General features: G+C 52.2%; 12 protein-coding genes. 2 read left to right on the forward strand and 10 right to left on the reverse strand.

Features of this window, described 5'->3' with window-relative positions:
• Positions 1 to 32 precede the first annotated feature (32 nt).
• The 4 genes from hrpA to ELY33_RS01560 form a co-directional block, all read right to left on the reverse strand.
• Positions 33 to 3,944, reverse strand: coding sequence for an ATP-dependent RNA helicase HrpA (gene hrpA / locus ELY33_RS01545; RefSeq protein WP_244208550.1), 3,912 nt, complete (start codon positions 3,942 to 3,944; stop codon positions 33 to 35).
• A 201-nt stretch (positions 3,945 to 4,145) separates the two neighbouring features.
• Positions 4,146 to 5,816 carry an AMP-binding protein gene (locus ELY33_RS01550; RefSeq protein WP_126942923.1) on the reverse strand — a complete coding sequence of 557 codons (1,671 nt, stop codon included), beginning with the start codon at positions 5,814 to 5,816 and terminating at the stop codon, positions 4,146 to 4,148.
• A 200-nt stretch (positions 5,817 to 6,016) separates the two neighbouring features.
• The gene (locus ELY33_RS01555; protein ID WP_126942926.1) at positions 6,017 to 6,802 is read right to left on the reverse strand and encodes a class II glutamine amidotransferase; all 786 of its coding nucleotides are present in this window, start codon (positions 6,800 to 6,802) and stop codon (positions 6,017 to 6,019) included.
• A 33-nt stretch (positions 6,803 to 6,835) separates the two neighbouring features.
• Positions 6,836 to 7,261 (reverse strand): hypothetical protein, encoded by a 426-nt coding sequence (locus ELY33_RS01560; RefSeq protein ID WP_126942929.1) that lies wholly within the window; start codon positions 7,259 to 7,261, stop codon positions 6,836 to 6,838.
• 62 nt (positions 7,262 to 7,323) lie between these two features.
• Between ELY33_RS01560 and ELY33_RS01565 the strand changes: the two genes are divergently transcribed.
• Together ELY33_RS01565 and ELY33_RS17770 are read left to right on the forward strand one after the other, a co-directional pair.
• A complete protein-coding gene (locus tag ELY33_RS01565) occupies positions 7,324 to 9,420 on the forward strand; it encodes a S9 family peptidase (protein ID WP_126942932.1) in 2,097 nt (698 codons plus the stop codon).
• Positions 9,421 to 9,558: 138 nt separating this feature from the next.
• Positions 9,559 to 9,726, forward strand: coding sequence for a hypothetical protein (locus ELY33_RS17770; protein WP_167470026.1), 168 nt, complete (start codon positions 9,559 to 9,561; stop codon positions 9,724 to 9,726).
• Between the two features lie 53 nt (positions 9,727 to 9,779).
• On the opposite strand, the gene ELY33_RS01570 is transcribed toward ELY33_RS17770, so the two are convergent.
• From ELY33_RS01570 to ELY33_RS01595, 6 genes are read right to left on the reverse strand one after another with little or no spacing between them, the layout of a single operon-like run.
• Entirely contained in the window at positions 9,780 to 10,238 is a 459-nt protein-coding gene (locus ELY33_RS01570; protein WP_126942935.1) for a YcgN family cysteine cluster protein, read from the reverse strand.
• Positions 10,219 to 10,848 carry an acyl carrier protein phosphodiesterase gene (locus ELY33_RS01575; RefSeq protein WP_244208539.1) on the reverse strand — a complete coding sequence of 210 codons (630 nt, stop codon included), beginning with the start codon at positions 10,846 to 10,848 and terminating at the stop codon, positions 10,219 to 10,221. The genes ELY33_RS01570 and ELY33_RS01575 overlap by 20 nt, the downstream gene beginning before the upstream one ends.
• Positions 10,849 to 10,900: 52 nt before the next feature.
• Positions 10,901 to 11,194 carry a YcgL domain-containing protein gene (locus ELY33_RS01580; protein ID WP_126942938.1) on the reverse strand — a complete coding sequence of 98 codons (294 nt, stop codon included), beginning with the start codon at positions 11,192 to 11,194 and terminating at the stop codon, positions 10,901 to 10,903.
• Entirely contained in the window at positions 11,194 to 12,324 is a 1,131-nt protein-coding gene (gene rnd, locus ELY33_RS01585) for a ribonuclease D (protein WP_126942941.1), read from the reverse strand. The genes ELY33_RS01580 and rnd overlap by 1 nt, the downstream gene beginning before the upstream one ends.
• A gap of 52 nt (positions 12,325 to 12,376) precedes the next feature.
• Positions 12,377 to 12,982: a recombination mediator RecR gene (gene recR, locus ELY33_RS01590; protein WP_126942944.1), complete on the reverse strand. Its 606-nt coding sequence runs from the start codon at positions 12,980 to 12,982 to the stop codon at positions 12,377 to 12,379.
• Positions 12,983 to 12,985: 3 nt separating this feature from the next.
• Positions 12,986 to 13,312 (reverse strand): YbaB/EbfC family nucleoid-associated protein, encoded by a 327-nt coding sequence (locus tag ELY33_RS01595; protein WP_009722726.1) that lies wholly within the window; start codon positions 13,310 to 13,312, stop codon positions 12,986 to 12,988.
• Positions 13,313 to 13,327: the final 15 nt, after the last annotated feature.

Raw genomic sequence — 13,327 nt, forward strand, 5'->3', positions numbered from 1 at the left:
AGCGTGAGCCTATTATCGTATTACAGCATGCGTTAAACGCTAATAATCTCTTCCCAACGCTTTTCAAGGCGCTTCACAGAGACGGGCATTTTAGTACCCAATTGCTGGGCAAACAGCGATACTCTGAGCTCCTGAATCCACCACCCAAATGCCACTAACTCTGGGTCTTCCGCGTCGCCTCTACGTTCGCTTTTACGGCGCGCGTCGAACCGGGTTTCTAACGCTTGGACATCGTTCATCAGCATTTGGTCGCGACTTCGCTCGCGCGCTGCTTTTTCAAGTCGAATCAACGCAGCTTCTGTATAGCGAGGATACTCCGTTAACCACTCGCCTGCATCGCGAATGAAACCAGGGTAAACCAAGCGCTGCATCTGCGCGCTGACATCGCTGTACACAAGTGCCAACGCAAAGTTGAGTTTCCCTTTTAAAATCTTAGTCACTGCCAAATGCCCTTTCAGCGCGGCCTCGACATCGGTCAACAGCGTTTGCGCATGTGCCAGCAAGTTTGCTTCAGAGGTTTTCAACCGCTCTTGAAGGGCGTTCTCTGAACGCGGCAGAGGATGCTGAGCCACTACTTGAGTAAACACCGCCAGTAGAAGATCATCAACCAACGCATCTTTGCTACCTACCTTCGCAAACAACAGCGCGCATTTCTCCACGCCAGGCAACCGCTTAATAGCTTTCACCTGTTCCGGCAGTTGAGAAATCGCCAAACGAGCTACGCCCATTTGATGAGCCGCTGCCGCTTTTGCGGGATGGTCGAAAAGCGCCACTTTAAAGCGCTCGTCTTCTGCAACCAAGGCTGGATAAGCCTCAACACGGATACCCGCCTGGGTCGTCACCCGAGATTCAGGAAGCGGCTCGCTCGGCAGACCTTCAAGCGCCGGGGCCTGACTAGCCTGCTCTGATAACGCTTGGGCACCCATACTGGCAGCTTCTTCAAAGCGTCTTTCCAAGGCACGCACGTCGCGCCCTTGGCCCAGCGTTTTGCCTACGTGATCAACAACGCGTAGGTTCATGATCAAATGAGGTGCTATCAGGTCTAGCCGCCAGTCGTCAGGGTGCACTCGCGTGCCCGTCCGCTGCCGAATAAACTCACCAAGCGCCTCAGTTAGAGGGCGCTTATCAGGCACTAGCATTTCCAGCGCCGCATCAACCCAGTCGGGAATAGGAACCACTTGGCGACGAATGCTTTTCGGCAGTGATTTAAGCAGCGCAATACACTTTTCACGCAGTAAGCCCGGCACTAACCACTCAAGGGCATGCACAGGCAACTGAGGCAACATAGCAGCGGGCACCGTCAGCGTAACGCCATCGTCTTCTGCATCAGGGTCAAAGTGATAGCTAACCGGGTAGGCAACGCCTGCCAACACAAGGTGGTCAGGATACTGCGCCTGCGTAACGTCGTCGGTATCCCGCGCTTTCAGCGCATTAATATCGAATTTTAATAAATCAGGAGACTCGCGCTCCGCTTGTTTACGCCAGTGCTCAAACCCTTTGCCATTAACAATATCGTGAGGGAGTCGTTCATCGTAAAAAGCAAATAACGAGTCCTCGTCGACCAGGATATCACGCCGCCGCGCACGGTCTTCCAGCGCTTCGACCTCTTCGATCAGCGCTCGGTTGTGGGCAAAAAACGCCCCTTTGGTCTGAAACTCGCCTTCTACTAACGCGCGGCGAATAAACAGCTCACGGGACTCTTGAGGGGCAATGGGGCCGTAATGCACTCGGCGGCGGGCAACAATGGGCAGACCAAACAGCGTTACTTGCTCAAACGCGACCACCTGGGCACGCTTCATTTCCCAGTGAGGCTCGCAGTAGCTGCTTTTCACTAAGTGCTGCGCTTGAGGCTCAATCCATTGGGGGTCGATTTTCGCCACCGTACGGGCGAACAGTTTAGTGGTTTCAATTAACTCAAACGCCATTAGCCATTTCGGCGTTTTCTTTGCCAGCCCTGAACCAGGGTGAATCATAAACTTGCGATTGCGCGCGCCTAGATATTCACGATTTTCCAGCAGTGTCCCCAGATTAGAAAGCAACCCAGATAATAATGCTTGATGCAGTTTACCGGACGTTTTGCGGCGCACTTGCTTGGCCTGCTCTTCGCTTTCGTCTTCATTTTTGGGCGGTGGCGCAGGGACGTTGATGTCCATATCGCGCAGCAGCTGACGCAACTGGCGAAACGTGTCGTGCCATTCACGCATACGGAGATAGTTAATATAGTGCTCGCGGCACCAGCGACGCAGCTGGTTGCCAGAGAGTGCTTCACGGGCATTTTCGATGCCGTGCCAAAGGTTGAGGAGCGCGACAAAATCGGAATCAGGGTCATGCCAGCGCTGATGCGCCTGATCTGACGCTTGGCGTTTATCGGCAGGCCGATCGCGTGGGTCTTGTATTGCTAGTGCCGATACGACAATCAACACATCGCGTAGGCTGCCTCGTTCAGCACCTGCTAGCACCATGCGCGCTAAGCGTGGGTCGATAGGTAGCTTGGCCAGCTTGCGCCCCAGCGGGCTAAGGCGATGCTGATCGTCTACTGCACCCAGTTCAAACAGCAAGCGAAAGCCATCTTTTACAAACCGACTGTCAGGCGGGTCAACGAAGGGAAATTCTTCAATACTGCCAAGCTTCAGCGCCAGCATGGAAAGAATAACCGACGCCAAATTGGTGCGCTGGATTTCTGGATCGGTAAACGCCGGCCGCGATAGGAAGTCTTCTTCATCATAAAGACGAATGCACACCCCTTCCGCGACACGCCCACAGCGACCTTTACGCTGGTTAGCGCTGGCCTGGCTAATGGGTTCAATCGGTAACCGCTGTATTTTTGCACGGTAACTGTAGCGGCTGATGCGTACCAAGCCCGGGTCAATCACGTAGCGAATCCCCGGCACCGTGAGCGACGTTTCAGCCACGTTAGTTGCTAACACAATTCGCCGCCCTCGGTGAGCGGCGAAGACACGATTTTGCTCTTCGTTGGAAAGCCGCGCATAAAGCGGCAATATTTCAGTGCCTGTTAAATCGACTCGTCGCAGGGTATCGGCCGTCTCACGAATTTCACGCTCACCGGGTAAAAACACCAGCACGTCACGCGGACCATGCAGCCAGCCCTTTTCACGCTCGATGGTTTCGATTTCACGCACTGCATGCAAGATACCTTCTTGAAGGGTGCGGTCATCTTCATCCTCTTCGCTGCGCGCCAGCGGTCGGTAATGGACATCGACAGGAAACGTGCGACCTGATACTTCCACCACGGGCGCAGGGGTTTTAATACTGCCAAAGTGGGCAGCAAAGCGGTTCACATCGATGGTGGCGGAGGTAATAATGATTTTTAGATCAGGACGTTTCGGCAGCAGGCGCTTTAAATAGCCTAGCAAAAAGTCGATATTAAGGCTGCGCTCATGAGCTTCATCGATGATTAGCGTGTCATAACGTAGCAGCAATGGGTCATGCTGCGTTTCTGCCAGCAAAATACCATCCGTCATCAGCTTTACGAGCGTGTTAGGAGAACTTTGATCATTAAAGCGTACTTGGTAGCCCACCTGCTCGCCAAGCGGGACGCTCATCTCTTCAGCTAACCGACCGGCAACGCTGCGTGCCGCTAACCGACGTGGCTGGGTATGCCCAATCATCCCTTTGCGGCCACGGCCAAGCTCTAAACAAATCTTAGGCAGCTGGGTGGTTTTACCCGACCCCGTTTCTCCCGCTACGATCACCACCTGATGGTCACGGACAGCTGCTAGGATATCCTCACGCCTTTCTACGACGGGCAGCTCGGCAGGGTACTCCAGCGCTACCTTTAATGCTTCGCGGTTGGCAAGCAGGCGCTTAGCTTTTTCAAGATCGCGCTGAACCTGCTGAACACCGTGGTCAATCGGCTTACTGTCTCGTTGCCGCCGCTTAAGACCTGCCACACGACGCGCAAGCTGCTGTGCATCACGCAGCATGACATGGCTTATCTCCTCATCTAATACGGTGAGTGAATAAGCGTTTTGGGCGTCAGCATGGGAAGATTGCGTGTCGGTGGTCACGTTAGGCTCGGTTTCCGTCTCAGAATAAAATCGGCCCACTGCATGAGTGGGCCGACTAGTGTAACGCTTTCGATAACAGGACGCCTAACAGCCACCGATCGCAAATCCATTAAGCGCTTAAGTGTTGTTCATTTCCTGATCGCGGAGCTGCCGCCGCAGTACCTTGCCAACGTTGGTTTTGGGAAGCTCGTCACGAAATTCTACGTACTTAGGAACTTTGTAGCCGGTTAGCTCTTTTTTGCACCACTTGCGCAGCGTCTCAGCATCTAACTCACTGTTTTTAGTAACAACAAATAGTTTGATCGCCTCTCCTGCATCTTCATCTGGCACGCCAACGGCCGCCGACTCCAACACATCGGGATGCGCTGCCACCACATCTTCTATCTCATTTGGGTAGACATTAAAGCCGGATACTAAAATCATATCTTTTTTACGATCGACGATTTTGATATAGCCATCCTCTTGCAATACGGCGATATCACCGGTGTGGAACCAGCCATTTTCATCAATGGAATTGCGTGTTTCATCTTCACGCTGCCAGTACCCTTTCATCACCTGAGGCCCTTGCACGCAAAGTTCACCAGGCTCTCCCATTGCAACATCATTGCCGTCTGCGTCTATGACTTTTACAGCCGTACCTGCTACCGGTATACCAATAGTACCTAGCTGTATAGCGTTAGTGGGGTTAAAGCTAACAATGGGTGATGTTTCTGTCAGCCCGTAGCCCTCAGCAATCGGGCAACCTGTCGTTTCTTCCCAGCGTTTAGCAGCCGCTTTGGTAAGCGCCATACCGCCCGAAATAGTCAGCTTCAGCTTCGAAAAATCGAGCTGCTTAAAGTCATCTCGGTTACACAGCGCATTAAACAGCGTGTTCAGACCAATAAACCCGGTAAACGGCAAGCCTTTAAGCTCTTTAACAAAGCTTGGTAAGTCGCGGGGGTTAGTAATCAATAGCGAGTGGTTGCCTGTTTCCATCAAGAACAAACAGTTAACGGTAAACGTGTAGATGTGGTAGACCGGCAATGGCGCAACAATCAGCTCTTCACCATCGGTAAGATGCTCACCGATAGCGACACGCGCTTGGAGCATATTGGCCACTAAGTTCTGATGAGTCAGCATCGCGCCTTTGGGCATGCCAGTGGTGCCGCCCGTGTACTGTAATGCAGCCACATCATCCATGGTGCGTTGCACCTCAGTATGATGTAACGACGCGCCTTTTTTTAGCGCATCGCGGAAGCCAACGGCGCTGGGTAGCGAATAGGCAGGCACCATTTTTTTAACGTGCTTAACTACGGCATTAATCAGCCAGCGCTTTGGCACATCATGCAAGTCGGCAAGCTGGGTGACCAAGACGTGTTGGATATCCGTTTTATCCAGCACCTTCTCTAGCTTATCTGCCATATTGGCCAAAATCACAATGGCTTTGGCATTTGAGTCTTTAAACTGGTGCGCCATTTCCCGTTCGGTATACAGCGGATTAGTATTAACGACGACAAGACCAGCCCTAAGTGCTCCAAACACCGCAACGGGAAACTGGAGTACGTTGGGCAATTGAATAGCTATTCGGTCGCCAGGAACCAAATCGGTTTCATGTTGCAACCAAGCAGCGAAATTGGCAGACAAACGATCAAGATCGGCAAATGTTAGGGTTTTGCCCATGCAGCTAAATGCAGGTTTGCTGGCAAAACGTTTAACTGCTGAATGAAAGACATCCGTGACTGAGTTGTACTGATCCAAGCCTTCAAGCGCTGGGCCACGAAGTACGTGGGCATTGGCGTGTTCGCTCATGGGCAATCTCCGCTATCCGTGTCGATATTTGACCGACCTTGTTATTGTTGCGTGACTTATTGTTGCGTGACTAAGTGGCAAGCCTAAAAAGCCAACCATATACGACAGACAGCGTGCTGTAAAACGATCGATTGAAACTGGCGTTTCAACTTTAGCTCAACACAAGTCTCTACTGCTGTCGCTCACGCTATGTCGCCGCCCTATTTGCTGTGGCCGTAACTCGCTTCGATTTCTCCATCGCGCCATACCAGTAATTCGCCAGGAACCATTCGCTGCCACGCTTCATTTTGGGTAAGGGGTTCAGTGGCAATCACAGAAACGATGTCGTTAGGCGTTGTGTGCTCGATGAAGTTAACCGTCATCTCAGCATCAGAAAGTTCAGCCTCACCAAAGGGCGCGCGGCGGGTAATATGCGCCAACTTGGTCGAGCAATAGCTGTATAAGTAAACGCCATCAGATAACAGTAGGTTAAAAACACCTAGCCCGCGTAACGCTTCGCATAGCCCGTGCAGACGCTCCCATAATAAGTCAGGAGACGCAGGCGGCGTGGGAAAGCAACGACGCAGTTCGCCCATTAGCCAGCAGAAAGCGTGCTCACTGTCCGTATTACCTACCGGGGTGTACGCACCTAATGGCAGCTGCTGCCAATCGCTCAATTGGCCATTATGGGCGTAGCACCAGGGTCGCCCCCACATTTCACGGGTGAACGGATGTGTATTTGCCAGCCGCACACCGCCTACATTTGCTTGGCGAATATGGCTAATTACGACATTGGACTTGATGGGATATTCACAGATTAAACGGGCGATGGGGGAGTCAACCGAGGGGTGGGGGTCACGAAACTCACGATAACCGCCCTCCTCGTAAAACGCGATACCCCAACCATCGCGGTGAGGCCCGGTGCCCCCACCGCGGTGTAAAAAGCCGGAAAAGCTAAAACAAATATCGGTAGGTACATTGGCGCTCATGCCTAGTAATTCACACATCGGCTGGCTCCATCATCATTCCTTGACCACGCATCAGTTAATCACTGGTTCTCGGCGGCGGGCTGGTTGAGCATCTTCTTCCTCAGACTGATGCTGATTTACGGTTTCATACGGTTCGGGCCTGCGCCACCACCACAGCGCAAGGCCAATGCACGCACCTAAAGCAACGCCTAAAATCAACCACAGCAAACCGCCACTTAATGCGCTAACGTTACTTTCAAGTAAAGCAACCGCAGACACCATGGCTGCCGGCGCCCAGCCGGTATAAAATTCACCCTCTTCTATCAACGGCAAACGATAGCTTGCAGGCATCCACATGGCGCCCGCCACACACCAGCTAATTAACAATCGCAGTAGACGAGGCAAAAAAGCCAGCGCAAAGTAGACAGCGACCAACGCAAACAGTGAAAGCGCGTAATAACTTAACCACAGCAGTGACATTGAGTCTTCAAACAGCATAATACCCCTCATGTGGGTGAAGCCACCCGACGTTGATTTCCCGTTATGGTACCTATCAATTTATGAAAGCACAGCCAGGTATGCACAAAGGCTCGCCTGTCGCGGAGCATTATCGCGCTAATTCCCCAGAATGGCACTGGTTAGAAGAGCGTGACGCGCCCGATGTATCGCTTTTTTTAGAAGCCGCTAACCGTCAGCATGATGAATGGTTTGCCCCTTTAAAGCCGCTGGCTGAAACACTTTACCAAAGCCACTTAGCGCGTCGTGAATTGGCAGTGACCAGCATTAAGACAGCGCTTGATCACTTTACGTTCTGGAGCAACACCGGCGCCGAGGACGATTACCCTTGCTGGTGGCGCCATCCTAACAACCAACCCGATGCTCATGAGTGTTTTCTTGACGTACGTGAGCGCGCCGCTGACCAGCCTTTTTATGACATGGGCGACATGGCACTTTCTCCTAATGAACAGTGGCTTGCCTGGACAGAAGATACCCAAGGGGATGAACGTTTCACACTGTGGTTAAAAGCGTTACCCGACGGTAAACCGCAGCACTTACTTAGCGATATTGGCGCTAGCGTGTGTTGGGCAGAAGATCAAACAACCCACGGCGCAACGCTGCTATTTACACGTTTTGATGACACTCAACGCCCAGACTCTATCTGGCGTGCGTGGGTTTCATTTGCCGAACCAGAGCGCCTTGCTGAACCGACATTAGTCATGCGTGAGAACGACTCGGAATACTGGATTGGAATTGGCAAAACACGCTCGAGGGCGTGGCTATTGATTGAAAGCGGTTCGAAAGACACGACAGAGATTCATGGCGTGCCCGCAGATCAGCCCCACGCACTACCGGTGTGCCTGCATGCACGAGAGCCCGGCATTGAAGCGAGCATCGATCACCGCCCTGGGACATTTTATCGCTTACAAAATTTATCAGGCCCACATTTTCAGCTCGATTTCAAAAGTGAAGCTCAACAAGCTAACAACGCTTCAAAGTGGCAACCATTGATCGCTCACCGAGATGACACCACCTTAGAAGGCGTCGATGCATTTGATTGGGGGCTGATCATCGCTGAGCGAAGCCATCATGATGCCCAGGTCATGTTACGCCGCTTAGTGCTGGATAAAGACCATAACCTGACGTTAGATAACCATATCGAACTACCTGAAACGCCCTGCTCGCAGTTGCTGGAAGATTCGCCTCACTTCGATGCCAACACGGTACATCTTCGTGAAGAATCGTTTACTCGCCCTCCTAGTTGGTATGCGCTAAACCTTGATAGCGGTGAGCGGACGTTGCTCAAGCAAGTAGCCGTTTACGGCCAATTATTGCCCGACCAACTTGTCAGCCGTCGAATATGGGCAACTAGCACGGATGGCGAACGCGTTCCGGTATCCATCGTTATGCGCGCCGACTTAGCCGGCCAACCATTACCCACGCTGCTATACGGCTACGGTGCCTACGGCGAAGCGCTTGACCCCTGGTTTTCGATTGCTCGGCTTGAACTACTGGAGCGCGGCGCTGCGTTTGCAGTCGCCCACGTACGGGGCGGCGGCGAACGCGGCGAACCCTGGTATCTAGATGGCAAAATGGCTCATAAAGAAAACAGCTTTAACGACTTTTTAGCTGCCCGCGAGGCGCTAGTAGACGAAGGGTTCAGCCAGCCAGCGCGGATGGTGGCTTACGGCGCAAGCGCGGGCGGATTATTAGTCGGCACCTGCATTAATCGCAAGCCTGAGGCGTTTTGCGCAGCGGTATTAGATGTGCCGTTCCTGGATGTACTCCGCACCATGCAGAATCCAGAGTTACCGCTTACCACCGCCGAATACAGTGAATGGGGCAATCCTGAAGATCCAGAAGTTGCCAAGCGTATCGCTGGCTACTCGCCTATCGACAACATTCGCCCCCAGCACTACCCAGCCCTATGGATAGAAGGCAGCTGGTTTGATACACGCGTTAGTTACTGGGAACCTGCTAAGTTTTATGCCCGCGTTACCCAGGCACAGCAAAGCAATGCTCCCGTGCTACTGCATACCGACATGAGCAGCGGCCATGGTGGTGCATCAGGCAGGTTCAAAGCCTGGCGAGACACAGCCCGCCAAGATGCGTTTGTTCTGTGGGCACTTGGGTTAGCCGAATTAGTCGAAGGCTCCTAATGAAAGAAGCAGCGTCCAGGCGCTGCTTTTTTTGCAAGAAATTAATTTATGGAAATACTTTCCATAAATTAATTTCTACGCCATACTGCTCATACGCTATGTAGACAAATGTCTAATTAAAAGGCCTAGGAGCAAATCATGAACTATCAAGAACAGTTTCCAACCATTTGGGATACCCAGCCAAAAGCATTAGCGTTACCCCGTCAGTCGGGCACGCGTGAAAGTACCGCAAAGCCACGACCCTCTCCGTTCAAAGAAGCGTTTTTAACCATTTGGGATAGCACTAAAAGCAAAACCGCCAACTAACGTTTTACCATTAGCTAGCGGTTATTAAGTGCCAGGGAGGGCTACTGCCGAGTTTAGGACATCGGCAATACAGCAATAATATGTTCTTCCAGTAAGCGTTCTGGTACGTCGTCCTGAGAAACTGCAAAGCTTCTTACGCTTACGCCTTTACGGTGAACGCGCTCAGCATCATTACTCAGCAGCGGATGCCATCCAGCTAGCTTGCGTCCCTCGGCAACACGCCGATAGCCACAGGTCTGTGGCAGCCAAGTAAACTCTTTAACGAGTTCAGGCGTTAGCTGAGTACAGTCGGGTACGCTATCGAAGCGATTTTCATAGTCACTGCACCGGCAACTGTGAATATCCAGCAACCGGCAAGCAACGTTAAGAACCGCCAATTCTTGCGTGTCATCGTCGTGGAGCTTCAACAAGCAACATTGGCCGCAGCCGTCGCATAACGCCTCCCACTCTTGAGGTGTTAGCTCTTCCAGTGAATATCTTTCCCAAAAGCGCTCACGCATAGCGGTCACCATTACTGCTTCCCTTTACTTTCAACATGTCGGAACAATTTCCCTCAGTGCCACCGCTGCTGGTTAGTGTGTCACGACACTCTTGCCATAGCACTGTGAAGTCGGCTGATAAGCAAGGGTAGTCTTCGTAAAGCCAAGGCACTAACTCAGCTAAGCGGTTAGGCCCCGATAGCCGCTGACCAACACCCGCTACTGCACGACAGGTAAAGTCAAAATCAGCGTAACGGTGCAACCAATCATGCTTAACCATCAACGGCATCATAGTAGATAGCCGCTGCGGCGCAGGCCAAGCCTGTAACAACTGATAGCAACGCTCGATTAGCTGATGTTGCTGCTCACCCGCCTGCTGGCGAGCAAGGAAATGATCCCACACAATGTCTAACGCGATACCAACATAGCGCCGTTGAGCTGCTGGCGCACGCCGCTTTGCCTCTAAAACGTTAGGGTGTCGATCAATCCAAGCATCTACCCGGCGATGATGACGGATGCCACCAGCAACGTCTGGCGGCCAAGCCGTCAAGTCCTGCCCCTTCACACCGTCAGCAATCAGATTTCCGTAAAGAAACTCATCACTACCAGGATGGGAAAGCCAAGCATGGGCAAGAAAGTTCATAGCAAAGAGTTCATAGCAAAGGGTTCATAGCAAAGAGTTCATGACAAAACGTTCATTCGCGGTTAGCCGCCAGTGCGCGATGAACGTCTAGTAAATAGGGCTCTTTAGCAGGCGGCATCTGCAGGTAAAAGCCTTGCTCTTGAATGGATGCCATCACATCGGCAACGTTAACCCGAGCTAACGTCTTTTCGGCCGTCAGTATCATAGTAAGTACTGGCACTGGCTTACCGAACGTTTCCATCAATGCTTCTGGCACTGACGACATTCCTTTGCGCTTGTCAACGTAGAGATACATTTCGTCTTTACGTGAGCTTTTAAAAATCTCACAAAGCAGTTTCTCACTCATTACGATGACTCCTCCAGCGCCTGATGAATTTCTTGAGTTAAATACGCATGGCGCCAACCACCAGGAGTGGTTAATGGCTGATTAGCGAGCTGCTGCATCACAAGCGCCTCAATATCCCGACGCCGCAGCAACATCTCAGGCGCGACTTGCAGCTCAGCCGCTTTCTCTGTCACTACTTTTTTAAGTGCTTTAAAGCGCCGTTTAAATGAAGGGTGCATCGGGTCTGGCCAGCGCGCTGGCAAATCATCGTTAGAACAATGCTGAGCCTGCTTAACCAATGCCAATAGCGTATCGCCCTCTTTCTTAACCAGCGGCGGCTTAACACCCTCAATCTCTGCTAGCTCATAACGATTTTTAGGCATTTTTTCTGCCACAGCAAACAGCAGCTTATCGCTAACTAACCAATTACGCGGCAAATCCCGGCGGCGGGTTTCCCCTTCACGCCAAATGGTCATTAAGCGATAAGCTTCAAGCTGATGAGGCTCAAGGCGCCACAGCTGCCGCTGGCGGGTATACCATTGACCATCGCTTTCGACACTGCGGCCCGCCTGCTCGATAAGGCTAGCGCACTCATCGTCAAGCCATACGCGCCGTCCCAGCTGCTCAAGCTTTTCAGCTTGAAATCCCCAAACCTTCAGTAAATAGATAACGTCTAACGCCGCATATTCACACTGGGAAGGCGTTAAGGGACGCTCTAACCAGTTTGAACGCGTCTCCTCTTTAGGTAGCGTTTCCCCCATCCAGTGCTCTACCAGTTTTTGATAGCCCATGCCGGGGATTTCACCTAAAAAGGCCTGCGCTACTTGCGTGTCTACAAGGGGCGCCGGCAATACACCAGCCCAATGCTGGAAAACCTCTAAATCTTCGCTGCAAGCATGCAGTAGCTTGATTGCACTGTTTTGCAACAAATCGCGAAAAGCTTCGGTGCAAGGCGTACTTAACGGATCAACTAAATACGCCATCTCACCGGTGGTGAACTGGATAAGTGCTGGCACCGGGAAAAACGTGTTTTCACGGAAAAATTCCGTGTCTAAGGCAATGACATTGGCACCGGCGACTTGCTTGCAAGCAGCATCTAAGGCATCGGCACTATCAATCCACTGATACAACGAGGGGGCTAAAGAGGACAAAGCAAGCTTCCGGGTTGGCACAATCGCAAAAGCGCTTGCGTTTTTATAAGAGTCAATCGCTGGCGAAAGGCTGGCGACCATTAAAGGCGCGGCTTAGCGTACCACCGTCTACATACTCAAGCTCTCCGCCCATGGGCACACCATAGGCGAGACGAGAGAAAGAAACGCCATAGTGAGCAAGTTGGGCGGCAATAAAGTGCGCCGTCGCTTCACCCTCCACCGTGGGATTGGTGGCAAGCACCACTTCGCGAATGTTGCCTTCCGCAACGCGGCTTTCCAGCAAATCCAGACCAATCGCATCGGGGCCAATGCCATCCAACGGAGACAGATGACCGTGCAACACAAAGTAGCGCCCCTGGAAGCCACCCGCCTCTTCAATAGCCAACTGATCAGCAGGTGACTCCACAACACACAAGAGTGAATCGTCACGGCGAGCGCTTTCACACAGCGCGCAGGTTTCCGCTTCGGTCAACGTGCGGCAGCGCTGGCAATAACCAACTTCTTCAATGGCCCGCTGAATTACCGCGGCCAACCGCTGCCCGCCTGGGCGCTCTCGCTCTAACAAGTGCATGGCCATTCGTTGGGCCGTTTTCGGACCGACACCTGGAAGTACGCGAAACGCGTCCATCAGTTGTTCAACAAGCGGGGAAAAGCGCATGGTTTAGAACGGCATCTTAAAGCCGGGCGGCAAGTTTAAGCCTGCCGTTGCTTCTTCCATCTTCGCTTTGGAGTTTGCTTCCACTTTGCGAACAGCGTCATTCACGGCAGCAGCCAGAAGGTCTTCCAAAAGCTCTTTGTCTTCTTCAAGCACGCTAGGATCAATGGTGACATTGGTAACATCGTGGCGACCATTCATGGTGATTTTCACCATACCGGCACCCGCTTCGCCATGCACTTCAGCTTTCGCAGCTTCTTCTTGAACCTGCTGCATCTTCTCCTGCATTTCTTGGGCTTGTTTCATTATGTTGCCCATTCCACCTTTAAACATGCGGTTATCTCCTAA

The sequence above is a fragment of the Vreelandella andesensis genome, from assembly GCF_003989795.1.
GTDB lineage: Bacteria > Pseudomonadota > Gammaproteobacteria > Pseudomonadales > Halomonadaceae > Vreelandella > Vreelandella andesensis.